Source organism: Synechococcus sp. PROS-U-1 (assembly GCF_014279755.1).
In the GTDB taxonomy this organism is placed as follows: Bacteria; Cyanobacteriota; Cyanobacteriia; order PCC-6307; family Cyanobiaceae; genus Parasynechococcus.
The window spans coordinates 1460515-1480722 of the sequence record NZ_CP047951.1 but is presented as its reverse complement, the minus strand read 5'-3'; the positions used below and the strand labels follow the sequence as shown (position 1 = coordinate 1480722).

The window sequence follows — 20208 nt, the reverse complement described above, 5'->3', positions numbered from 1 at the left end:
GTGTCGTATGCACCAAGTTAAATGAGAGTCATTATCAAGAGAGAATAACTCTCATGTGTATTTCTACTTCTTTTGGTGCTGAGTCAACGCCAACCTGCATTTGCCATCACCTGTATTGCAGTTTTTTGTGTGGAACCAAGGGTGCTTATTGCAACATTGTCAGGAGTGAATTCTCCAAATCTTTTCAACTCTTTTGCTGTTCCAAGCCCTTTTAATGGGTACTCATATGTTGGGCCGGCAATTAATCGTGTTCCCTGTGGTGATGAAAGAAATTCTATAAACTGAATTGCCTCTTTTTTATTCTTGGCTGATTTCGCAACACCAGCCGCACTAATATTTACATGTGCTGGGTTAGGCATAATCAGTTTTATGTTTGACGTGATTTTTTGATCATTCTTTCCGCTTGCTCCTGCCTGCATTCTCGCCAAGTAATAATGATTGACCAGTGCAACGCCACATTTTCCTTGTCCCACTGCACGAATCAGTGAAACGTCACCAGAGAAGTATGGTTGGTTTACGTTGCCCACCATCTGTTTGACCCATGCACTCGCTTTCGCTTTGCCTTTCAGAACGATTTGGTCGGCAACAAGCGATTGGTTGTAGACGTTTTTTCTTTTGCGCAGGCAAAGCTTGCCTTTCAAACTTGGCTTGGATAAATCTGCATAGGTCTTAATTGTATTTGGATCAATGATTTTTGGATTTACGATGATTGCTCTGACGCGCCTTGTGAATCCAAACCATCGATTGGAGGGATCTCGATACCGCGCAGGAATGTTTTCTATCAGCTTTTGTGTTTTGACTGGTTGCAGGAGTCCCGCTTGTGCTGCGTTGTTAATTCTTGCCGAGTCGACCAACAAGATGACATCTGCCTTTGAATTGCTTCCTTCTCGTTTAAGCCGTTCGACAAGTGAGATGCCTGTTGCCTCGATCAGCCTTACTTTGATTCCGGTTTGCTGGCTAAATTGTTTGAACGCTTTCCTATCAGTATTATAATGACGGCCCGAGTAAACCCTTACTTCCTTTGCCTCCACTGAGGGTATAGCGATGAGTGGGGCGGCTAGAAGCAAGGGCGCAAAGAATCTGAGCATGTCTAGAATCACATACCAACCCACCTTACTTCGCTTAAGTGCGTTGTCAGCTTTATATGAACGTAGTTTATGTAGCAAATGCTAAGAGCTGTTCAATGCCTTCTTCTTTGTGAACCATGGAATTTCTTACCCATACGTTGTTGCCTGATGACGAAATCAAAGATATTCAACAGCGACTCTTGGCTCCTGACCTGCCTTGGCGTGATGGTCGTCTAACTGCAGGTGATCAGGCGGCGTTAGTTAAACAGAATCATCAACTTGCCCCTGATTCGGAGCTCACCATTTCGATCACGAAGCGAATTTCATATGCGCTGACCAACGATCCACTGATTAAGAGTTTTTCACTTATTCGGAAGGTTCATAGCCTGTTGATTTCTAGATCTAGCTCTGGTGATAGCTATGGTTGGCATGTCGATAATCCTTTCTCTCGGTATGGACGCCGTGATCTTTCATTTACAGTTTTCTTGAGTGATCATGATTCCTATCAGGGTGGCTCGTTGTCGATTCAAAGTGGTGGAGAGACGACGACTGAATTTCGATTGGCTGCTGGTCAAGTTGTTGTTTATCCTTCCTCCACGCTGCATTGTGTTCAACCTGTAGAAAGTGGAACACGATTTGTTTGCGTTGGTTGGATTGAAAGCTATGTGAAGTCCTTGGAAGATCGTTCCCTGCTATTTAATCTTGATGCCGGGGCTCGCGGAATGCTTGCCCGTTATGGTCGATCCGATGAATTGGATCTGATTTTTCAAAGTTACACCAATGCTGTTCGACGTTTATCGTCCTGATTTGTAGCTTTTGATGCTTCTTATTGCGTCCTTCAAGCCTCGTTAAGCTTGATGTTTGGCATAATAGAAATTTGCGTCTTGTTATGTCCAGGCCATCCGCAATTTCTGTTTTTGTTGCTGCCACTTCGCTTCTCGTCGCCTCTGCGGCTGTTCCAGTTGCCCATTCTCAGAATGCTGGTGGACTTCAAGAATGGAACACCGACCAGGGTGTTGACGAAGAAAGCGTGATGGACTCCGATGCAGCTGCCTTAAAGAAAAAGGCAGAGCAAGAGGATGTTTGTGTACCCATTGGTGAGGGTGAGAACTGCTGGTAAATCTGTTTACCTGATTCTTGGAGGGGCGTTTGCCCCTCTTTTTTTTGGCAAAAAAAAGCGCCCCGTGGGGCGCCCTTTTGTTGACCAAATCAGGATCAGAATTTGAAGGTCGTCTTGACGAGACCGCCAAATTTGTTGGCACCATCAACTTGATCTTTGCCCTTTGCATCATCAACCCAGAACACAGCAGGTGTAATGGTGATGTTGTCGGTTACACGGAAATCGTAATAACCTTCGATGGCAAAGTTTTCATCGCCAGGCCCTCCATTGCCTTGAACTTCAGTGGCATAGCTGGAGTAGGAACCGAAGCCAAGCCCCAGTTTGTTGCCTTCCATGAAGGCATCAGGCCAGTTGAGACCAACCATCCAGCCCTTAACGGCTTCAGAGTTGCCGCGGTATTCACTATCAGACCATCCGAAATCAATACCTGCACTGATGGTAGGAATGAATCCGCTGTCTTCAGGTGACCAGTAGCCGCGAAGGCCAACGGCGTGGAGAGGGTGAGCCAGATTCTTTGCCGTGGGTGTGGAGTAACCCATGGCCGCCTTGGCTTCTGTGTTGATCGTGCAGGTTTTCACACCCAGCTCGTCAGTTACACAAACCTTGTCCTGCTGAGCATTCTTCAGAGCGTAGAGCGCTGAAACATGCCATTTGCGGTTGCCGTAGCCAACTTGGCTGAGCAGGTAAGCATCGGTGTCTTCACCGAACATTTGCTTTTTGGAACCGCTCTTCGCACCGTCACCACCGTCGGCAACGTAGTTCACAGCAATGTTGAAGGCTGCATCACCAGGATCGACATCCTGACGCCACTGCACACCAAAGCCTTGACCCGTGCTGGCACCCAGAACAGCACCGTAACCACCCAGCTTGAATGCCTTAAGGATCGGCTTGTAACGGGTGGGTGTTTCGATCATGTAGTAGTTCTCGATCAACGCACCAACGGTGACCTTGAACTCGTTACCGATCGGGAAGCTATACCAGAGCTTGTCCACCTTGATGGTGTTGTCGCCGCTCTTGGCATCAGCCAGATAGGAGTCGGACTGGGTCCAGACGTTCTTCATGTTGCCCGTGCGCAGACGGGTGTACAAGCGATCCTTGCCAGTGAAGGAGGTGTCGAGGTTCAGTGTGTAGCGATAGGAGAAGCTGAATCCATCGCTGTTGCAGTCACCACCCTTCTTGTTGCACTCATCGCGATCGTCATACTTCACTGCGCCAGTGAAGAAGTCAGCCTGACCACGAAGCTTGGTGGTGGTGGAGAACTGGGTTGCTTCCAGTTCGCCAACGCGGGCCTCGAGGCCGTCAACGCGACCCTTGAGGATGGCCAGCTCGGTTTCGAATTCCTTGAGCAGGCGACGCAGCTCGTCGGTCACTTCAGTGATCCGGTCGAGGCAGGCGTTCAGCAGGGCAGCCGCTTCGTAGCGGGTCATGGCCCGGTTGCCACGGAAAGTGCCGTTGGGGTAGCCGGCCACACAGCCGTACTGCTCCACCAGGTTGGCCAGAGCCTGATAGGCCCAGTCGGTGGGGTAGACGTCAGAGAACTGGGTGACGCTTGTCACCTGATCAGCAGACGAGGCGTAATCAGAGACGCCGTTGATGTTGAGCTCGGCGGCATTAGCGCCACTGGCCAGAAGGCCAAGGGCAGCAGGAGCCACCAGCAGTTGCTGGAAAAGCTTCATTTGAATTCCTCACACAGGAAAGCCCAAAATGGGCATGCCCATAATGTCGCTGCGCTGTATTCGCTGTTACTCGTTTTGCGCACTTCAAGGTAGCTTTTTATACGTTGCGTTGTTCGTTGGGATCGGTGTCTTGCCCCAGGCACCTCTCCCAGCGTGTTTCATGTGATCTAAGTCTTCGACAGGCTTTTATGGTCTGGATCAGAAGACATGCTTTTTTGTGCTTTTTTTTACTCTTCCCCTGGTCTCAAGTCTGCACATGGGATTAAAGTTCAGAGACTGACTTTTGTCGGATCATGGCTGATTCTTCCGAGAATGCTTTGCGGCAAAGCAAAAAAAAGGGGTGTAAGAAGTCTAAGTGCTCTAAATGGAAGGGTGGAACGTGTCGCTGTGGTCACTGATGTTCTCTGCGGGCAATATCAATTGTTTTTTTAATTCATCGATGTAGATCTTATCTGTTTTTCTCAGAGAGCTTATGCTTCTTGATACTGTAGACCTTGAAGACCCAATGATTTCAGCAATGCGTGCGTGAGATAGGGTGTGTTCCAGGAGATAACCGTCTGTCGTTCGCCTGCCCAACCTTGTTGTCAGTAGTTGAAATAATTTTATAATTCGCCTTTCAATATTTGATTCGTGTCTCACGATATGTAGCTCTAGGATCCAGTCCATGATGCTGTCGTTGATATATTCCTCTGTTGATTTTTCGTATTTCAACCAGTAACTTGTTTCGGTTATTGCTTCTACAATGATTAGCAATTCATCTGGATAGTTGAATTTGCATGGTTCAGATCTGCTTGCAAAAGCAAGAGTTAAATCGTTTTTGTTGCTTTCATCGTGAGTTCCCAGCCTGGTGATTCCGTGAATTACTTCAATCTCCACATGCATTCCATTTCTTGGCTTCTCAAGAATCACTGTTTCTGAGGCACTCAGCGTTATTTTTCTGGCTTGGATGGAGCCATGGCTACGCGACGTGCTCATTGACGTGCGGCCTTGTAGCTTTTGTTGCTTGTTAAAGTAGCTTCTATGCAGTCCTGTGTTTTTTTATTAGGTATGAAATATTTGCTCAAAATGTTTTTTTCATTTAGTGGTTTTTATAGCACGTATCGGATCGTTTGTATTGCTTTTTCTTGTGATATTTGCTCTTTTTGAGTTGCGATACGACACGCTTCGTCGTCGAGATAGTAGTTCCCCGTCTGTTAACGCTTCAACCAAAGCATTTTTTCCGGCCTGATCTTCTTCAGGGTCTCCATGTGCTCATTGGTCAGTGCCTGAGCAGCTTGATGCTGGCCTTCAAGCGATAGGTGGGATGCGCGTCGAAAACACCAATCTTTGATTTCGTTCAGGGTGTTGGCTCTATGAATCTTTTTGGTCTTGTTTTCTGATTGCATGTCTTCGATGATCAGTCAGCATATTCTTTCGTACTTAGTTCCTTGTTCGCATTTTTATGTACCTCTGCGCGTAGTAAATGGTTGCATCTTGTGTAGTTTGCACTTTTTCTGATCGTTTGTGTTTGCTTCCTGAGGCTTTTTGTGACATTCCCCTTTGGTGCATGCAATCCCTCTCTTCGCCATTTCTGTATATGCGTCGTTGCTTTCGTGGGGCGGCGTATTGGCTTAAAGTGATAATCATTCTCGCTTGATTGTTCTCTCTTTGTGTTTGTTTGAGCTTGTTGTTTCCTTCTCTGGCTTTAAAGCTCTATAGGTATCGAAAGATAAATTCTCTGCTATGCCCTCCACCATGCTTCGTTGTGCTTGCGAGCGCTGCACATGCGAGGTCCAGGAGTCGAAGGCCGTGTTGCTCAACGGTCAGAGTTACTGCTCCGATGCCTGTGCCACTGGACACCCCAATCACGAGCCTTGCCATGGCACTGGTTCCTGTGGCTGCACTTGTGCTGATTGATGCTCAGGGCTGATGGGGAGTTGCTCCCATCAACGGCTTGGCCTCAGCAGCATCGTTAGCCCAGACACGGTCACAACAATCGTGAGCCCTCCCAGCAGGATGGGGTAGACGGGCTGCAGGTTCAGCCAGCCGAACTGGCCTGTGTGCAACTTGAGCAGCCAGAAGGCATCAATGTTCTTCTCCAGCAGCAGGCTGTAAAGGGAGCCGGTTCCGGCTGTGATCAACAGAGGTGCAGCCGCGATTGGCACCAGCCAGCGATGGATGCGTCGCGCTCGACGGCTGGTTTTGATGCTCGGTTTCATTGCTTGCGCAACTGTCTGTGGAGCTCCCGTTCATCAGCGCAGGGCATCCAGCGTCCGTTGTTCTCGTGAACACTGGCGCATCCGATTTCAGCGGCCCGCTCCTGGGCTTCGGCCTCGGTGGCGTAGAGGCCTTTGCCGTGGCCCAAGGCTGGGGTTTGCTCCACCAAGAGGGGCAAGAGGCCGAGGGCAAGTGCCGTTAATGGTTGGATAGCGCGCATTGGTTTAGAAGCCTTCGCAGTGTTCGACGGCTTTCAGGTAGTTCATCTTGCCGGGGGCTGTTTCTCCCTTGGGGTTGATGCTGGCCCGCATCGCGATCTGCGCATCGATGCAGCGGTTGTAGCGATCGGTTTTGATGGCCTGCGGAATCAACAGAACAGCAATGCAGAGCAGACTGAGGCTGCTGATGGCGGCAAGCACGGGGTAAGCATGAGCTCGCACCATTTCGCGAACCGTTAGCTGCTGTTCGCTGTGAGCATCCATGCACCGTTTTCAATTGATCCCAGCGTATAAACCCTCGGTGTGTTGGGCCGCCTTGGATCGCTGAGGAATCAGCCAAACCCACGGCCTGATGCCTGGGATGGATTTCCAGCACTTCGAAACTCGATGTGATCCGTTGCGGGGTCATAGAGGGTGTAGTTCTTGCCTTCGCCAATTCCAATCACGCTTCGCTTGGGCACGTCCTGTTGGCTTTGCAGTTCACCGGCATGGTCCTTCACAAGTGATTGGATGCTCCCAGCGGAGAGCTCAAGCCGGAATTGACGCTGACACCGCGCTGTGAAGAGCCGATTGACATCCAGCCGAGTCAGGCGATCCAGCAGTACCAGTGCTGATGTGTCTTCCGTCAGCCGATCACCAACATCAGCCGAGCTGCCATGAATCAGAGCGCAGTCGAGTTCGATGAATCCGAATTGCAGCGATGCCAGCCAGTTGAGATGGTCTGCATCCACGGCAGCAAGCAGCTCACTGACACCAGCCTCGCCGTGCTCTTCTCTGAGACTTTCTGCTTTTCGGTCTCCTCTGTAGCCGCACTCAGCGAGCAGCTGCTCCTCCCACCATCCATAGATGCATTCGGGCTGCAGATCCGTGCGTCTTGGATGTCTCAGACGCTCAAGAAGTGAATTGCAGTTGCGTTGTGATCCGATCAGATCGCCGAGAACAAAGAGATTCGCAACACCTCGTTGTTGCTTCAACTCTGTTTGGATCTGTTCGTAGAGATCCAGGTCTCCATGGAGACCACTCACCAGGGCCCAGCGTTCCATCAGCGCTCTTTCCGTGTGTCGTTGTTGATGGGGCAAACTTCAAGACTGCATTCATGCCAATGCTTCTTGATGCCGACGTGGGCGGTGTTGTGCCTGCTGTTGCGCCTGCGTCGTGCTTCTTTTGCTGGGTGCTTCAATCCAACCGAGAATCATTCTCACTAGTCTTATAGCCCTGCCTCTGCGATTCGACAGCCGATCTTGACGAATGCTGCTGGCGAACGTTTCGCCAGCAGCATCAGCGTTGCAAGCACTCGCAAAAGTGATGGGGTTGATGTTGACTGCTATTGCTGTTCAGATGCTCGTCGACGGACTTGTGTCAGTCTTTCCATTCCTGAGTCAGGCTGCTTTCTGAACCGAGGTTTGTTTCACAGGAGAAACAGGAAAGTGACAATAAACATTGATCCCAGCAAAAAAATTGTGTCCTCTTTCCTGTTGGAGTCAAAGGGTTCGTAAGGCTCGGGAATCATCGGAATGGCTGTTGAAAGATGCAAGCTAAAGGATTCCGCTGCTTGGCAGAGGTTGACTTGCTGAACGGTTCCGCTCGTGCTGGCATCGCGGCCCCGGGCAATCATCGATAACATTGATCCACAACGCGGTTGGGCTGAAATGCCAGCACGCGCGAACCAAATAACGTCACCGACCAATGAGCAGAAGAGGAATTCACCCCTTGCTGATGGGGCTAGATAAGCCTGAGGATCCAGCAGAGGACGCCATTCCCAACACGCAAGACAGCGACAAAGTAGAGACCTCGGGGCTTGAGTCGGCTCAACGCAAACGTTATCTGCGATCTGAAGAAGACGCCTCGGATCGACAGGATTGACCCCTCCTATGGGGCTGTGATTACTGCCTGATGACGGCAAGACAGTCAAGGACATTCCGATTCCCCATGCGATTTACAAACTGAGTGAATTCAGCCTTGGTCTTGAGGTACCCGGGCGTTCGCTTGAAGTGAGCACTCATCAGTTTCACCAGTTCGTCTCGTTCTGGTTTCAGTTCCAGGTTCGGTAGTTGAATCATGAGCCTGCTGTTGATTGAACACCAGTCTTCCCCGAGCTTCATTGGCCGACATCCCCGGAATGGGGGAGCTTGCCTCGGGTCTCAATCCCTCAGATGGGGGACGTGATTTCTCCCCGGAACAGCGATGGTGTGTTTACGGGGTGTGAGCCCCACACATCAGAGAGATCAAATGCAACGTCAAAACACAATTGCTGCTCCCGCTGTTCATGCTGCATCATTCGCCTGGCTGCAACCTCATGAGGCAAGAGCTTGGTCACGTTGAGGCATGCTTGCGGCTGTTAACTCTTGCATCAGAGTCCTGACGTCTAATGGGGCGAATCTGTCCATTTAGACCAGCTTCGGAATAAAAAAAGAGTCGTTTTCAATGTTGAAGTTAAAAGAATCAGGTGAGATATGTTAAAGGGAGAATTATTGGTTCCCATTCATCCATCCATTGGCTCTGTTATGCATTCAGATTGATGCTGGTTTTGCCTTGAAAAAATTCTGATTTGTTTTTAATCTAAGCCAAGACATGCAAGGGACATGAAGGCGTCATCATTTGCGTTATCCAGCTCCCGTTACAACCTTCTCCACTATCTTGATCGTCATGATTTCCATTGCCGTTATTGCAGCAGCGATTGGGACCACAGAGATGCTTTTCGAATTTTTAGATCGCTACCACCGAAACAAAAATGACAGGAACCAGTGCAAAAGCCCATCTTTATGATCGACTGATGGAACCCCTCAGGGGCTGCAAAGGGCTCAACGTTTACAGGCACAGCCTGATGAAGCGGGTGATGTCGATGCCAGACCTGGAGGTTCGAGAGCGACTTGAGCATCTGGAACTTCTCCATCAACCGACTCAATGACCAGATTGACCGCCAGTAATGACGGGTTTCACCTGAAAGGCAGCCAGCCTTCGAGACAAATGATCACCTCATATATGATGGTGAATACTCGTCTGAACGCGGTCAGATCACTGAGGAAGCTATTCAGGAATGTCGTGTGAAATTGGTCTAGGTCGATCAGATGAATCTGACAAGGGTTACTGGCAATAACTCTTCACCCCAAAGCCCCTTAGATAGATACGATCACTACTTTTGTTCCCAGGTCCGCCTTGACTGACGGTTGCGTCTTCTACTTGTGCCGACTCTAAATGCCAAGTATGTGTGAAGCACAATCGTCGTTAGTACACCACCGTATAACCAAAAAAATTCTATGTTCTCGCACATTTCGTAGGAACCCTTACATCCCAAATCTATCCATACCATTCCGCTAAGGAGAATGAATATGCTGAACAGCTGAGAAGCGACAAGAACTGAGAGCTTGAGGAAGGTTATGAATTTCATGGATCGCTTGGCATCTGAAGTTGATTTCATCTAACTGCCAACAGTCAGTATTATCAATGCTGCTATCAACAGAACCACAAGATCCATTCCAGTTAGTAATGTTTTATTGAATGCTGATACAATAACCTTGCAGGCGACCAAGCAAGTGAGTAAGATAATTAGTTAAGAAATAGGGATTCATGCGAACAGGCATCTAATCCTTTCTAGCGTAGTTCTGAGTAGCCAGTCATCTGTTCCCGCAACTTTGTCGACTCTCGGATGCATTTGATTGCCTCCCGTCTATCTGTTGATTGCAATATGATGATCAATCGCTAAAGTGCAATTAAATCATCTGTCTTCATGACTTATCTTAAACAACTCGTCATATTTGTAGTAATCCTTCTGGCTCTTAACTTCTTTCTTGACCTGCATGTCTCGATCATTGGCAGCGTCGTTCTATCTATTGTGATTTCCTTTGTGATGAATCGGATACGATGAAATCACTTACAGGGCCAATCATTCTTTTGCTGATTGCTGCTTGTGTTTATTTGGCAAGCTTGAGCGCAAAGAAGGCTGCTGTCAAAAAAGACTGGGTCAAGATCAGAGCATGCATAGCAGAATCAGCGAAGATACTGAACGACGAAGCAATGAGGACGTACCGGCTTATTGATTGGGATAATGTTACTCCCGAACAAATAGATGACCGCACAAAGTTATTATCCCGACTTAATGTCGAAAAGATTGATAGAGACTCTGAATGCAGAGAAAATTATTCTTTCTAAAGTTTGTTTCAGACATCTTTCCCTTGGTCGCCAGAACCACTTCCAATTGCCCTTGTATTGCTGATAGCTCTTTACCCCAAAGCCCCTTGATCAATCATCAACCCAATCATCTATAGAAGGGTGATGGCTAATAGAGCAATGAATAGAAATGATTCTAGTATTTTTGGTCTCTTTCTCATAACACTGAACGATATATACACACTCTCCTCTGTGAGCCTTATTCCATTACTGAGAGAGCCGTCAGACCTCTCTCATGAACTGGCAATTGCAAACCTCACCACGTTTAGATGGGTAGGTGGTTCTCCTCGCAATACTTCTGGATCCTCTCGTGGAACTCAGCTGGCACTGATGCACCGATCCTGATGTCTGCCTTAGGTCTAGGTTGAAACCGAACAAAGGATTGTTCCATATTCCGTGATCGTTGTTATGGGTATTTGTATCAACGACCTTGTATCAACCTTGTGTTCAGTTCAAGGGTTGACGCAATATACGGAAAAAGGTCAAAAATGGTATCTGGCGCGTGATGGTTTTCAATTGAATTCTCAGCAAAATTTCCTCTTATGTTTGATCTTAGTATTTAGTTCCCAAACGGTATTGGTCTCCCTTCCAGAGGTCGCTCCTGGGGTGTTCCAGGAGGTTCTGGGCTGGTCAGCGGACCCTGGTGCAGCCCGTCGACCTCTCCTGATGTGTGGATTTAGAGGCCTTGGATACCCTCAAGACACCCCTTCTCTTCCTTAGGGACTCCTTGAGGAAACTATTTACAGTTGTTTATATCGTTGACAAGAACTACCCCCCAAACCCACTGAGACGACAGGGATCTGAGGGGATAAGTCTTGAACAGGGATGTTCAGATTTGCTTGGCCGTTCCTCCCCGATGGAAAGACGGCCTAACTCGCTCGTTTGTGCATTGCAGTCGACCTAATCAGTGAAGCTGGTTTCGTGAAGCGAAATGCTTTATCGAAGAACAGTGAACTGAAAGAAAAAGGTCGAAGCGTCTGGCTTGTGGCAACCCTGGGGCCATTGGGACCAGGTGTGAAACAGAACTCCTAAGGGGCACCTAATCACGGTGCAGAGGAGTGTCGACTGATCAGACGCACATCAGTGTCGTCACAGACGAAGTGCTCACGGTTGGGTTGAAAAGTTGGAGCAGGGGCCAAAAAAGTCAGGCTGCTTCTGCGATGTGCTCAGGTGGAGTGTCGGCCGTCATGGGCTCCTCCGATCTCGATGAACACACTCTCGTCAGTGGCGGAGCACCAGGCAATCAGCTGTCGTGCTCATTGCCTTTTGGGGCCGACCGACCGATCGTGGGAACGGCGTGCCGTGCCAAGTCTCTGGTCTGTTCTGACGAAGCGAGACACTCACCCATGGGCCATGCATCTGCGCCTGGCGTCGAGGTCATGACACTCCAAGAGCGAGTCACCAAAGTCTTTGAGGGCGACTGATGGGTGTGGCAGGTGGGCAGTTCCGAGTCGAAGAACTGAACCCTTTCATGGAATGGCACCTTCACACGACTGAAGCGTCGCTGGCGGTTGCCTCTGAATCAGCAAAGCGGATTGCCAGGATGATCGGAAGGAAAACCAGAGTGCTGAACGAGGAGGGAGCCGTTCTGACTGAGGTGGATCCATGAGAATGGCGTCGATGAGGGCGCTGGTAAGGCCATTGCTCCTCTTGCTGGTGGCTGCGCTACCCGCACGTGCAGTGCCGCTCCCCCTGGTTTGCGAACTCACCAGTGAAGAGGTGCCTTCGATCAAGATTTTGCTGACTGAACGAACTGCTCTTTCCCTCAAGGGCGAGTTGGTTCAGGGCAGGGAAACGCTGGGAACATTCCTGACGGGTCAATCCAATGGCTACGGGAGTGTCTGGTGGTCGTTCAATGACCAGCACGACAACAGTGACGGAACCTCCGTGCTCTTCAAGGGCGATCAGCATTGGAACCCTCACCGACGCATTCCACGTCCATCAGAAACGAACAGGGTTCTTTTCGTGGGACTTGCGTCTGACCTCTGGTATTGGAACAACCCTTATGCACCTGATCACTTCAGGGGGAACATTGACCTCCTGAAAGCAGCAGCAGGTTTCTGGACCATCTCTGACCGATGTCTTGGCGGCCGGATTGTGCGTGGCTGAAACGAGACCCAATCAGTTCGGTACCTAACAAGACACACACTTTGGTCGTTGCTCCGCGAATCAACGGAGAGCTTTGCCTCAACAGCTGCTTTACATCCACAGGCTGCAGAGCTGGTTATCCCACACTTCATCTGGCCACCTGGCCTGTCTTGCCTCAAGTGGGCTGCTGGTCCCTCTGTGGATTGGGGCTTGTCCCTGGGTAGGTGGAATTACTGATGATCCTCTGTAGCCAATGACTACACACTGAAGCGAGGCGGCTCACAGGTCTGCCTGATCGTCGTGAATAAGGAGAGGCAGGGGTGGGACCTTGCCTTTTTTATTGGTCCGATTGCTGAGGCCAATCGACCGATTGTGGCGACGGCATGCCTGCGCGGAAGGTTGTGCTCTCCACCGGTGTGAAACGCCAATCTGACTCCCCCCGTTCAGAAGAGGAGTCAGCTTTCGCTTCGGCGCCCAATGGCTGTAGTTGACCATTGGATGGAGGTCCCATGCGACTGAAACGTCCACAGCCACCTTCAGCCCGGCCCGTGGTGCGGTGCCGTTCAGATGAGGCGATGGCGTTGACCAAATGAACGGCAGCCATGTTGTGTCAGGAGCCAGCCGCGCCGGGGCTGAACCTCAATCGTCTCCAGAACGACTGCGACGGCGGGCACGGTCGCTCAGCCCGATGATCACCCGCGTGATCCCCCACGCCAGCACGACACCCAAGACGATCGAGAGCAGTGGCTCCACAGCACAACTATTGAGAAGCATCCGGCAGGTACCGGATGCTTCTCAATATGGCGATCTGATCAAGAGATGCGTTCGGACTGTTGCGATCAGTCGCGTCCGTTCACGTTCTTGTCTTTGGAAGCTTCCGTTTTGGCCTGAGGCTTACCGGTTGCCTTGGAGGCCAAGGAGGCTTCCAAACGCAGCAGCTGCGCTTCGCGCAGTGCGTGAGACATCCTGAGGGTGAGGTCAGTCATCAATTGGCGTTCCCGACTGCGACAGACACAGGGCCTTTTGCGTTCGAGAGGGGGCCTACGGAATAGAGACTGACGAAACCTAGACACCCAGCAGCCTGCGTCCAGGGAGCAAAATTACTTACGTCAGCACTTTGCAACACAGGGGGTGGGCCCGGCTCAGGAGCCTTGTCCATGGCAAAACCCACAGCTGTGGTCGATTGAACCAAAACGGACAAAGCTGTCTGAAGCCTCAGCAACAAGACGCTGACGCCTTCACGCTTCCCCCTGACGGCGTTGAGCAGGAGGCCGTTGTTCCCTGCTGGAGGTGGCTGGGATCGTCGATCAGGTCGCTGCGTTCTCCACAAGGGATTGGCAGCCAATGAGCCTTTCGACGATGATCATGAACATTCAGGCCCAAGTGAACAGCACAAGGGTTGGCTGCTGAACGACACCATTTCGATGATCAATTCTCTCTGTGATCAAGAACCGAACTTGATTGGTGGCCTTGCTTGAACATACGGATTGCCTTGGAGATCTTAAAAAATTGAGCAGACCTTCAATGTCACTCGGCTCCAAAGCCTTGTGTTGATTTGTTTGGCAGCTTTGCTTTGGGCTTCTTCTTTGCTTCTACAGCAGGTGCATCTTCTTTGAAGATCAAGCCCTCGACCCACACCGTTAGGGCATAGACCAGCACCAAAGCTGGGATGATGACGAGCCATTCATTCTCGAACTCATAAGGAATTTGCCTGACTCCGAATATCGTTAAATATCCAGTGGCTAGCGTGAGGATTAATCGACGGATTGTTCCGGGGTTCAACTTTTCCTTTTGATTCTCATCAGGATACTTGCAAGTGCTTTTAATGAATTGAGACGGTTTTATAACTATAGAAAAGACTGATTAACGATGGCCTGATCCTTCCGGAACGATGCAAGTTCACGCTCATTTGCCGCATGGTTGCGATGAGCGGAACATGATGCTCAAGCCGAAGCCGGATGACAGATCTCGCCCAGGCCTTACCCAACAGCAAGAACCTGTAGGCAGCAGCTCATGGCTCAAGTGGACCCACCCCTGAGGAGCTGTCCGCGATCGACCCTTCTGGTCTTGCTCCCTGGTTCTGCGCAGATCGCTGTTGCTGGTGCTGCGCCGTAGGTGTGACTGAGAAGCCATGGATTGCTTGTGATTTGGCTTGGTTGTTCAGCGCTCACACACGTGGCTGGCATCTTCAGCCCGTTCGGCATATTCGAAGCCGTGGCTGAGCCTCCAGGCAAACACCTCTGGTAAACCCACATCCACGATGGTCTGACAGGTTTTGGCGACGTCGTAGTCGACCTCTCGAATGCTCACGTCTCCATCGCTGTCGTCATGAACCACGTAGGTCGCCTTTGTGCTCCCGTGACGAGGTTCTCCTACTGAACCTGCATTGACGATCCTTCGCATCGGCAGGTCCAGCTCATGTTCCGTCGGTGTGCCCTGATCGCGTTGTTGCACCTTCATGCGAATGGAGCCCTCACGTAGTTCACGCACATACGGCTGATGCGTATGACCGCAGAACAAGGTTTCCGCTCCAGCTGTTTCCACTCGCTCAAGGGCCGCAAATGCATTCATGTCAGGCAACAGGTATTCGTGTTGACTGTTCGGACTGCCATGAACAAACAGCAGCTTGTCTCGGCGCAATGTCATGGGAAGTTGCGCCAGAAAGGCTTTGTTCTCCTCAGTGAGTGTTGCGGCTGTCCAGTGGTGGGCACGATGGCCTCGCCGTTCCGCTAGCTGGGAGGGATAACTGCATTCACAGGCGTTCAATCCGTCAATAATGTCTTCATCCCAGCACCCCTGGCAGGTAGGAATTTCGCGCTGACGCACCAGCTCCACCACCTCATTGGGCTGAGGTCCGTAACCAACAAGGTCGCCAAGACAGGTGATGGTTTTGATGCCTTGACGATCAATGTCGTCGAGAACGGCTTCAACCGCTGCCAGGTTGGCGTGCAAACAGGAGATAACGGCATGCTTCATGTCGATCAGCCTTCAGATAAAGGTGTTGGTTGTTGTTGCCGGAGCTGTTGTTGCTGCATGGCGAGCACGTCATCTGCAAGCAGGCAGTCGTTGATGGTTGTTTGGATCCCTTCTGGGTTGAGTGCCTTGCCTTGTACAACGAGTTCTGAGGTGCGACTGGGGCGTCCCTGGGGTGGAGCTGTGGTGTCCAGTGGCAGAAACTGAGATCCCTGCTGACTCACCATCCAATTGCAGAAAAATGAACGCCCATCGGGGAGATTGATCAGCCCTTTGGCGCGGTACACATCGCCATAGGCGCCATTGACGAGTTCAAACCAGAAGCTGCTGAGGCTGTCTGGGTCCCAGACACAACCTGAGAGGGATGCATGCCAGGCCTCCAGCTTGCTGAACTCCAAGGTGTCATTCGAAGGCAACTCTGGGTCTCGCCCAAAGTGCATGACTTGGTCAGGTTGAAGTTCCAATGCGTCCAGCTTCGAGCGGACGTTGATCCCGTAGCCATTGATTCCTCCATGGCTGGGCGTGTGGAACCTCTGAACTTCGATCAAGGTGAGTGCATCGTTCCTGTGCTTCAGCGCTGCTGCGTTGGATGGCGTCACCTCTTCCAGCCTGGGGATCTGGTCTTTGAGCCAGCTCAGGTCGATCCCGCTGTCTTCGCCCTGCTCGAGCCCCGCTTCCTGTTCTTCCTCCAGTCGCAGGTAAGCGCAGGGGCCGACGTGGTCCTGGAGCGTTTGGAGTGCCCAGGATGTTTTTCCGCACCCGGGGGGGCCTGAAATCAGGACCACATGACCCATCGCAGCCTCCACAAGCTCGAGAATCATTCTCATTATGCTCAGTTGTCGCGGCCTTGTCGCGCTTCGGTTCCATGGCGCGGAAATGGCGAGGAGGTTGGTATCCATTGCTATTGGCCCTGCTTGCATCTCTCGCTAAGGTCATCAGAACTCGGTTTTGACCTATGCAGGCCTTGGAGTTCCTTGCCCTTGCGCTGGTGAACTTGGCACTGATTGTTTACCTGTTTGAAAAGGGCTTCAACTTCTGGAAGGAGAACCGGCGTCTGAAGCGCCTCGTCAATCAGCATCCCGAAATGAAGGGGGTGCATCCCGACGAAGATGGTCTTTTTGTTTTTGAAAGTGATGACTCCTTAAAAGTTCTCGTTCTGGAAAATGATGAACCCGGTGTGGATGAACCTTTTTACGTCAGAGAAGAGGATTTCGAAGAGGAGTGAGGTCAACGTCTGGGCTGGGTTTCTGGGGGGTGATTCGTGCAGGAATGGAGCGATGAATTTGTCAGCCAGGCTCAAGATGAGCTCACTTCTATGGTGACTGATTGGAAATACGACTACGGCGTCAGCGACCGTGATTGTTCGGCCATGTTGCTCTGGATGTTGATCAAGCTCAATCCCGATTGCCAACTTGATGCCAGTGTTTTGGATCCTTGAGTCGACTTGGTCTATTGGTTCATCAACCGTGCGCTGTTTCGATCGGTGCCCTAGGTCTGCTTGTCTGCCCCTAGGTGGAATCACCGATGCCGTTTGGTTCTTATCGATACACAATGAGAGGGTGACCCCTAGCTCAGAACAGGGGGAATATGCGTCAGACAAGGGGAGGGACTAGGGAACCCTCCCTTTTTTGTGACCGCGCTCCGTCTTTGCCCCAGAACGCTGTATCTGGGGGTAGTCACAAAAAAAACCGCTTTTGGGGCGGGCCGGGTGATGGGGTTTTCCAACATAACGCTCACTGGCGCTACATGCAGCGTTTGCTCGTTCTTGAAGCTGTCGCTCAGCAGGCAATGAAAAGCCTGTTTGTGAATGTTGTGGTGCACCACAACCAGGGAATGGTGAGTGTTATTTACGCCTTGCGCCAAGAGCTGGTGCAGACCGTCGGGTGATGGGGATTGCTGCAGCGAATGTTTGTCTGCACCCTGCGATTTATACCGTTGGTGCTGGTGTGAGCAAGGCGACTTTCCAGTGCTCTGCTCACCTCTTGAACTGACATGCACTGGCCTTGCCAGCGGTGGCTGCGCCTGCCTTATCGGCGCGAGCGGTTGTGTTGGTTCGCCTCAGGAATGTTTCGGCTCAGGTACAGGGCATTGCTGAGGCCCATCACGACGGTGCATCCGGCTGGGCCGCAGACCCGATAGAAATGATGCCCTATGGATTCGACGGTTCCGCTGCCCTGAACGGAGTACGGCAGATGCAGGGACTCAGCCATAGGTTGACGCTTGAAGGCGACATCGTCCTACGGAAACGGGGCTGGACTTGACTGAGACATTTGATACGGGTTCGCTTTTCTTTGCATCTCTCAGTCTTTTTTAGGGATTGCGTTCGTTGTTCCGGGGCGCCTCATGTTCTCGAGCAATGACTTGCCTTGAGTTGATCAAGGTGATCCCGCACCTTCCTATCGGGCATGCGCATCACGCGTCGCATCGGATGCTGTTGGTCGACGTGGAGACCTTTGCAACCCTTGAGGGGTTCGGTGAGCAGGTCGAGCAGTTGGGTTTTGGCAGTTGTAGTTGCCATGGTCTTGTGTTGTGGACTGGTCTCATCGCAGGCGATGTCTTCCGTTGAACCGCGATGTCAACACTTGTTCCAACGGAGAGCCCCCTTAACGTGATGTGTCTGTTGAAGCTCGGATGAAGGTTCTGCAATCCGTTCTGGCGTTGCTGCTGGTGCTGGTGCTGGGTTGTGCAATAACTCCATCGGTCTTCGCCGCAACGATCGAAGAGTCCGCCAGCGGCGACCTTATTGCCACCCTTGAAAAGGCAAGGGACATGAGGGAGAAGGCGGATATCAAGATCCAGGACAATCTCAAATTGATGGCGTCCAGTTGTCTCTACATGAGCGATTCCTTGAAGGAGTTAATGGCTCTGGAAAATCAGTTTGAAGACCGCCAGATCGAAGATTTCACGGTCGGGATGGCCGATGCGGTCGAATTGGAGTTGCTGGATGAGGAATCGCGAAAAATCAAGGCGTTGTATCGGCGATCCCACTGTGATGATCCGATCATCCTGCGGGAGCAACTGCGACAGGCAGATCGAAAGCCGAACGCCTGATTCACACAAGCCTCCCCAGCAGAAACCCCCCGATCCCTTTGACGGAGGGGATCGGAGGGCTTCGTCTGAACGGTGTTGTTCAGGGTTGGAGCGACCGTCCCGTTCCGATGAACAGGCGGCCTAGATCGCTCGTTTGTGCATGACGTCATCCATCAGATCGTGGGCTGAAGGAAGGTCGAAGCGTCTGGCTCGTGGCGCCTGGGGCCATGTTCCAAGGGGTCGGGCAATGGGGATCCTTAGGGCACCTGGCACGGTGCAGATGGAATGCCGATCGGCCTGGCCTTTCGCACAGGTCTGTCGAAGGGCTAACCCGACAAGAGGTGTGAAAACTGTTGGAGCAGGGGCCTGAAAGTCAGCTTGCTTCTGACGTCTGCTCGGTTGGACCGTCGTCGCGCATGGACCCCTCCGATCTCGATGGACACATTCTTGGGGGTGGGTCGTGCCCTTGCAATCAGCACGAACACGCATTGCCTTGATGGGGTGAATTGGCTGACAGTGGAAATGCCGTGGCTGCGATCTGATTAACCTGAACCACCGTTCGTGGTTGATGACCATCCCCTTTGGCACGCCTGAGTTCTCGGACGGTCTGCTGAACAAGTCGGTGTCATCCACCCGACTGCGCGCCTGGTTGAACACACGTCTGCGTGAGCTCGCTATGGGGCAACGGATACAGGATGCGCGGGCCTTGCGCAGTGAATTCCTCGTGGAGTGATCCTTGTCGTTCAGGTCTTCTCGGGTAGATCAACCCAACTCGAGGCAGGCCAGGCCATAAACGTTGCGATCGTGGCCTTTGGGCATCACGCCTTTGTACATCCGCACCGTTGAGCCCATGGGTTTGAAGCCCTTCGCCATCGTGATCGTCTTGGCGGAGGGGTTGTGCCCCGGGGTGTCGATCAGAACAACTCCCTTGTGACGGTCCATGGCGTTGTTGAGCAACAGCGAGGCCATGCCAGCATCTTCCGCCAGCCAGGGACCCACCCGCCAACCGTCGCCAATCGGGAGCAGGCAGGGGCGAATGCGCACATAGCCATGGCATTCCCCCTTGGCATCCATGGCCACAAAGACATCTCCAGCCCTGTGGCGCAGCCAGAGTTCAAGGAAGTGGGGCCGCGGGCTTATTTCATGGCGTTCGTCGTAACGCTGAATCGCCTCCAGCGAGATGTCGCGCAATGAGACGACGTTGATGTCGCTGCGGTTGAGCAGTTTTGTTTTCGGGTGTTGCGATTGGTCGCTCCGGCACAACATCTGTCGGCGAGTGGTGACGCAGTCCTTTTGAAAACCGGCTTTTTCGTAGAAGCCCACCATTTGAACTGCGGCTTCCAGGCCGATGCACTCCACGCTGTTCAGGGTCTTCAAGGCGTGTTGCCACAGACGACGGCCGATTCCCTGGCCGCGATGCTCTGGCTTCACGACAAACAGGCCGATGAAGGCGTAGCCGGGGTTGTAGGTCACCGCGGCAATACAGCCCACAGGCTTGTTGTGGTGCCATGCCAACCAGATCCCCTGGCGATCGGTGTTGGCATAAATTTCGATATCGCCCACTCCGGGGGCGAAATCCTGTTCGCGGGCCAGACCTGTGACGATGTCGAGGTCAGATGGCGTGAACGGTTTGATCTCCAGCATCGACAGTCAGGCAAGGAATTCAGCAACCT

Annotated in this window: 27 protein-coding genes and 1 pseudogene; 10 read left to right on the top strand and 18 right to left on the bottom strand. The window is 51.6% G+C overall.

Annotation, left to right across the window (positions count from 1 at the left end):
- Nucleotides 1-83: 83 nt before the first annotated feature.
- Nucleotides 84-1088 (bottom strand): extracellular solute-binding protein, encoded by a 1005-nt coding sequence (locus tag SynPROSU1_RS08205; protein WP_186572311.1) that lies wholly within the window; start codon nucleotides 1086-1088, stop codon nucleotides 84-86.
- Nucleotides 1089-1204: 116 nt separating this feature from the next.
- Between SynPROSU1_RS08205 and SynPROSU1_RS08200 the strand changes: the two genes are divergently transcribed.
- Both SynPROSU1_RS08200 and SynPROSU1_RS08195 read left to right on the top strand, forming a co-directional pair.
- Nucleotides 1205-1873, top strand: a complete 669-nt coding sequence (locus tag SynPROSU1_RS08200; RefSeq protein ID WP_186570086.1) for a Fe2+-dependent dioxygenase — start codon at nucleotides 1205-1207, stop codon at nucleotides 1871-1873.
- 83 nt (nucleotides 1874-1956) lie between these two features.
- Nucleotides 1957-2187 carry a hypothetical protein gene (locus SynPROSU1_RS08195; protein WP_186570085.1) on the top strand — a complete coding sequence of 77 codons (231 nt, stop codon included), beginning with the start codon at nucleotides 1957-1959 and terminating at the stop codon, nucleotides 2185-2187.
- A gap of 95 nt (nucleotides 2188-2282) precedes the next feature.
- On the opposite strand, the gene SynPROSU1_RS08190 is transcribed toward SynPROSU1_RS08195, so the two are convergent.
- The 3 genes from SynPROSU1_RS08190 to SynPROSU1_RS08180 all read right to left on the bottom strand — a co-directional run bounded on the left by SynPROSU1_RS08190 (nucleotide 2283) and on the right by SynPROSU1_RS08180 (nucleotide 5248).
- A complete protein-coding gene (locus tag SynPROSU1_RS08190; RefSeq protein WP_186570084.1) occupies nucleotides 2283-3863 on the bottom strand; it encodes an iron uptake porin in 1581 nt (526 codons plus the stop codon).
- Between the two features lie 360 nt (nucleotides 3864-4223).
- The gene (locus SynPROSU1_RS08185) at nucleotides 4224-4838 is read right to left on the bottom strand and encodes a helix-turn-helix domain-containing protein (protein ID WP_186570083.1); all 615 of its coding nucleotides are present in this window, start codon (nucleotides 4836-4838) and stop codon (nucleotides 4224-4226) included.
- Nucleotides 4839-5056: 218 nt separating this feature from the next.
- On the bottom strand, nucleotides 5057-5248 hold the full coding sequence (locus tag SynPROSU1_RS08180; protein ID WP_186570082.1) for a hypothetical protein: 192 nt from the start codon (nucleotides 5246-5248) through the stop codon (nucleotides 5057-5059).
- 337 nt (nucleotides 5249-5585) lie between these two features.
- Here SynPROSU1_RS08180 and SynPROSU1_RS14155 point away from each other — a divergent pair.
- Nucleotides 5586-5684, top strand: a pseudogene (locus tag SynPROSU1_RS14155) (conjugal transfer protein TrbI); the annotation flags it as partial.
- A gap of 104 nt (nucleotides 5685-5788) precedes the next feature.
- Here SynPROSU1_RS14155 and SynPROSU1_RS08170 read toward each other — a convergent pair.
- The 4 genes from SynPROSU1_RS08170 to SynPROSU1_RS08155 form a co-directional block, all read right to left on the bottom strand.
- Nucleotides 5789-6061, bottom strand: coding sequence for a hypothetical protein (locus SynPROSU1_RS08170; protein WP_186570080.1), 273 nt, complete (start codon nucleotides 6059-6061; stop codon nucleotides 5789-5791).
- Nucleotides 6058-6279, bottom strand: coding sequence for a gibberellin regulated protein (locus tag SynPROSU1_RS08165; RefSeq protein WP_186570079.1), 222 nt, complete (start codon nucleotides 6277-6279; stop codon nucleotides 6058-6060). The genes SynPROSU1_RS08170 and SynPROSU1_RS08165 overlap by 4 nt, the downstream gene beginning before the upstream one ends.
- A 4-nt stretch (nucleotides 6280-6283) precedes the next feature.
- Entirely contained in the window at nucleotides 6284-6541 is a 258-nt protein-coding gene (locus SynPROSU1_RS08160) for a hypothetical protein (protein WP_186570078.1), read from the bottom strand.
- A gap of 68 nt (nucleotides 6542-6609) precedes the next feature.
- Complete coding sequence (locus SynPROSU1_RS08155) at nucleotides 6610-7320, bottom strand: phosphoesterase (protein ID WP_186570077.1); 711 nt, start codon at nucleotides 7318-7320, stop codon at nucleotides 6610-6612.
- A 205-nt stretch (nucleotides 7321-7525) separates the two neighbouring features.
- Here SynPROSU1_RS08155 and SynPROSU1_RS08150 point away from each other — a divergent pair, with 205 nt between their 5' ends.
- Nucleotides 7526-7672 (top strand): hypothetical protein, encoded by a 147-nt coding sequence (locus SynPROSU1_RS08150; RefSeq protein ID WP_186570076.1) that lies wholly within the window; start codon nucleotides 7526-7528, stop codon nucleotides 7670-7672.
- A gap of 13 nt (nucleotides 7673-7685) precedes the next feature.
- Here SynPROSU1_RS08150 and SynPROSU1_RS08145 read toward each other — a convergent pair whose 3' ends face one another.
- Nucleotides 7686-7964, bottom strand: a complete 279-nt coding sequence (locus SynPROSU1_RS08145) for a hypothetical protein (RefSeq protein ID WP_186572430.1) — start codon at nucleotides 7962-7964, stop codon at nucleotides 7686-7688.
- A 1086-nt stretch (nucleotides 7965-9050) separates the two neighbouring features.
- On the opposite strand from SynPROSU1_RS08145, the gene SynPROSU1_RS13980 reads away from it, so the two are divergent.
- Nucleotides 9051-9185 (top strand): hypothetical protein, encoded by a 135-nt coding sequence (locus SynPROSU1_RS13980; RefSeq protein ID WP_255444573.1) that lies wholly within the window; start codon nucleotides 9051-9053, stop codon nucleotides 9183-9185.
- Between the two features lie 2915 nt (nucleotides 9186-12100).
- Nucleotides 12101-12553: a hypothetical protein gene (locus SynPROSU1_RS08140; RefSeq protein ID WP_222929868.1), complete on the top strand. Its 453-nt coding sequence runs from the start codon at nucleotides 12101-12103 to the stop codon at nucleotides 12551-12553.
- Nucleotides 12554-12869: 316 nt separating this feature from the next.
- On the opposite strand, the gene SynPROSU1_RS08135 is transcribed toward SynPROSU1_RS08140, so the two are convergent.
- The 6 genes from SynPROSU1_RS08135 to SynPROSU1_RS08120 form a co-directional block, all read right to left on the bottom strand.
- Nucleotides 12870-13136, bottom strand: coding sequence for a hypothetical protein (locus SynPROSU1_RS08135; protein ID WP_186570074.1), 267 nt, complete (start codon nucleotides 13134-13136; stop codon nucleotides 12870-12872).
- Nucleotides 13137-13171: 35 nt separating this feature from the next.
- The gene (locus SynPROSU1_RS13975) at nucleotides 13172-13306 is read right to left on the bottom strand and encodes a hypothetical protein (RefSeq protein ID WP_255444572.1); all 135 of its coding nucleotides are present in this window, start codon (nucleotides 13304-13306) and stop codon (nucleotides 13172-13174) included.
- Between the two features lie 65 nt (nucleotides 13307-13371).
- Complete coding sequence (locus SynPROSU1_RS13840) at nucleotides 13372-13518, bottom strand: hypothetical protein (protein ID WP_222929867.1); 147 nt, start codon at nucleotides 13516-13518, stop codon at nucleotides 13372-13374.
- Nucleotides 13519-14059: 541 nt separating this feature from the next.
- On the bottom strand, nucleotides 14060-14314 hold the full coding sequence (locus SynPROSU1_RS08130) for a hypothetical protein (RefSeq protein ID WP_186570073.1): 255 nt from the start codon (nucleotides 14312-14314) through the stop codon (nucleotides 14060-14062).
- A 378-nt stretch (nucleotides 14315-14692) separates the two neighbouring features.
- Entirely contained in the window at nucleotides 14693-15508 is an 816-nt protein-coding gene (locus SynPROSU1_RS08125; protein WP_186570072.1) for a metallophosphoesterase, read from the bottom strand.
- A 5-nt stretch (nucleotides 15509-15513) separates the two neighbouring features.
- Nucleotides 15514-16299: a GTP-binding protein gene (locus SynPROSU1_RS08120; RefSeq protein ID WP_186572310.1), complete on the bottom strand. Its 786-nt coding sequence runs from the start codon at nucleotides 16297-16299 to the stop codon at nucleotides 15514-15516.
- A 161-nt stretch (nucleotides 16300-16460) separates the two neighbouring features.
- Here SynPROSU1_RS08120 and SynPROSU1_RS08115 point away from each other — a divergent pair, with 161 nt between their 5' ends.
- Together SynPROSU1_RS08115 and SynPROSU1_RS13970 are read left to right on the top strand one after the other, a co-directional pair.
- Nucleotides 16461-16730: a hypothetical protein gene (locus SynPROSU1_RS08115; protein WP_186570071.1), complete on the top strand. Its 270-nt coding sequence runs from the start codon at nucleotides 16461-16463 to the stop codon at nucleotides 16728-16730.
- Nucleotides 16731-16820: 90 nt separating this feature from the next.
- Nucleotides 16821-16943: a hypothetical protein gene (locus tag SynPROSU1_RS13970; RefSeq protein WP_255444571.1), complete on the top strand. Its 123-nt coding sequence runs from the start codon at nucleotides 16821-16823 to the stop codon at nucleotides 16941-16943.
- A gap of 589 nt (nucleotides 16944-17532) precedes the next feature.
- On the opposite strand, the gene SynPROSU1_RS08110 is transcribed toward SynPROSU1_RS13970, so the two are convergent.
- Nucleotides 17533-17715 carry a hypothetical protein gene (locus SynPROSU1_RS08110; protein WP_186570070.1) on the bottom strand — a complete coding sequence of 61 codons (183 nt, stop codon included), beginning with the start codon at nucleotides 17713-17715 and terminating at the stop codon, nucleotides 17533-17535.
- 131 nt (nucleotides 17716-17846) lie between these two features.
- Nucleotides 17847-18023, bottom strand: coding sequence for a hypothetical protein (locus SynPROSU1_RS08105; RefSeq protein ID WP_186570069.1), 177 nt, complete (start codon nucleotides 18021-18023; stop codon nucleotides 17847-17849).
- Nucleotides 18024-18136: 113 nt separating this feature from the next.
- On the opposite strand from SynPROSU1_RS08105, the gene SynPROSU1_RS08100 reads away from it, so the two are divergent.
- Both SynPROSU1_RS08100 and SynPROSU1_RS08095 read left to right on the top strand, forming a co-directional pair.
- Complete coding sequence (locus tag SynPROSU1_RS08100; protein ID WP_186570068.1) at nucleotides 18137-18556, top strand: hypothetical protein; 420 nt, start codon at nucleotides 18137-18139, stop codon at nucleotides 18554-18556.
- A gap of 547 nt (nucleotides 18557-19103) precedes the next feature.
- Nucleotides 19104-19268, top strand: coding sequence for a hypothetical protein (locus tag SynPROSU1_RS08095; RefSeq protein ID WP_186570067.1), 165 nt, complete (start codon nucleotides 19104-19106; stop codon nucleotides 19266-19268).
- A gap of 29 nt (nucleotides 19269-19297) precedes the next feature.
- On the opposite strand, the gene SynPROSU1_RS08090 is transcribed toward SynPROSU1_RS08095, so the two are convergent.
- On the bottom strand, nucleotides 19298-20179 hold the full coding sequence (locus SynPROSU1_RS08090) for a GNAT family N-acetyltransferase (RefSeq protein WP_186570066.1): 882 nt from the start codon (nucleotides 20177-20179) through the stop codon (nucleotides 19298-19300).
- Nucleotides 20180-20208 lie beyond the last annotated feature (29 nt).

What these genes read in the sequence shown, in the direction of transcription:
- SynPROSU1_RS08205 (WP_186572311.1), bottom strand. Translation starts at nt 1,088, where the DNA reads ATGCTCAGATTCTTTGCGCCCTTGCTTCTAGCCGCCCCACTCATCGCT.
- SynPROSU1_RS08200 (WP_186570086.1), top strand. Translation starts at nt 1,205, where the DNA reads ATGGAATTTCTTACCCATACGTTGTTGCCTGATGACGAAATCAAAGAT.
- SynPROSU1_RS08195 (WP_186570085.1), top strand. Translation starts at nt 1,957, where the DNA reads ATGTCCAGGCCATCCGCAATTTCTGTTTTTGTTGCTGCCACTTCGCTT.
- SynPROSU1_RS08190 (WP_186570084.1), bottom strand. Translation starts at nt 3,863, where the DNA reads ATGAAGCTTTTCCAGCAACTGCTGGTGGCTCCTGCTGCCCTTGGCCTT.
- SynPROSU1_RS08185 (WP_186570083.1), bottom strand. Translation starts at nt 4,838, where the DNA reads ATGAGCACGTCGCGTAGCCATGGCTCCATCCAAGCCAGAAAAATAACG.
- SynPROSU1_RS08180 (WP_186570082.1), bottom strand. Translation starts at nt 5,248, where the DNA reads ATGCAATCAGAAAACAAGACCAAAAAGATTCATAGAGCCAACACCCTG.
- SynPROSU1_RS08170 (WP_186570080.1), bottom strand. Translation starts at nt 6,061, where the DNA reads ATGAAACCGAGCATCAAAACCAGCCGTCGAGCGCGACGCATCCATCGC.
- SynPROSU1_RS08165 (WP_186570079.1), bottom strand. Translation starts at nt 6,279, where the DNA reads ATGCGCGCTATCCAACCATTAACGGCACTTGCCCTCGGCCTCTTGCCC.
- SynPROSU1_RS08160 (WP_186570078.1), bottom strand. Translation starts at nt 6,541, where the DNA reads ATGGATGCTCACAGCGAACAGCAGCTAACGGTTCGCGAAATGGTGCGA.
- SynPROSU1_RS08155 (WP_186570077.1), bottom strand. Translation starts at nt 7,320, where the DNA reads ATGGAACGCTGGGCCCTGGTGAGTGGTCTCCATGGAGACCTGGATCTC.
- SynPROSU1_RS08150 (WP_186570076.1), top strand. Translation starts at nt 7,526, where the DNA reads ATGCTGCTGGCGAACGTTTCGCCAGCAGCATCAGCGTTGCAAGCACTC.
- SynPROSU1_RS13980 (WP_255444573.1), top strand. Translation starts at nt 9,051, where the DNA reads ATGGAACCCCTCAGGGGCTGCAAAGGGCTCAACGTTTACAGGCACAGC.
- SynPROSU1_RS08135 (WP_186570074.1), bottom strand. Translation starts at nt 13,136, where the DNA reads ATGGCTGCCGTTCATTTGGTCAACGCCATCGCCTCATCTGAACGGCAC.
- SynPROSU1_RS13975 (WP_255444572.1), bottom strand. Translation starts at nt 13,306, where the DNA reads ATGCTTCTCAATAGTTGTGCTGTGGAGCCACTGCTCTCGATCGTCTTG.
- SynPROSU1_RS13840 (WP_222929867.1), bottom strand. Translation starts at nt 13,518, where the DNA reads ATGACTGACCTCACCCTCAGGATGTCTCACGCACTGCGCGAAGCGCAG.
- SynPROSU1_RS08125 (WP_186570072.1), bottom strand. Translation starts at nt 15,508, where the DNA reads ATGAAGCATGCCGTTATCTCCTGTTTGCACGCCAACCTGGCAGCGGTT.
- SynPROSU1_RS08120 (WP_186572310.1), bottom strand. Translation starts at nt 16,299, where the DNA reads ATGGGTCATGTGGTCCTGATTTCAGGCCCCCCCGGGTGCGGAAAAACA.
- SynPROSU1_RS08115 (WP_186570071.1), top strand. Translation starts at nt 16,461, where the DNA reads ATGCAGGCCTTGGAGTTCCTTGCCCTTGCGCTGGTGAACTTGGCACTG.
- SynPROSU1_RS13970 (WP_255444571.1), top strand. Translation starts at nt 16,821, where the DNA reads ATGGTGACTGATTGGAAATACGACTACGGCGTCAGCGACCGTGATTGT.
- SynPROSU1_RS08110 (WP_186570070.1), bottom strand. Translation starts at nt 17,715, where the DNA reads ATGGCTGAGTCCCTGCATCTGCCGTACTCCGTTCAGGGCAGCGGAACC.
- SynPROSU1_RS08105 (WP_186570069.1), bottom strand. Translation starts at nt 18,023, where the DNA reads ATGGCAACTACAACTGCCAAAACCCAACTGCTCGACCTGCTCACCGAA.
- SynPROSU1_RS08100 (WP_186570068.1), top strand. Translation starts at nt 18,137, where the DNA reads ATGAAGGTTCTGCAATCCGTTCTGGCGTTGCTGCTGGTGCTGGTGCTG.
- SynPROSU1_RS08095 (WP_186570067.1), top strand. Translation starts at nt 19,104, where the DNA reads ATGACCATCCCCTTTGGCACGCCTGAGTTCTCGGACGGTCTGCTGAAC.
- SynPROSU1_RS08090 (WP_186570066.1), bottom strand. Translation starts at nt 20,179, where the DNA reads ATGCTGGAGATCAAACCGTTCACGCCATCTGACCTCGACATCGTCACA.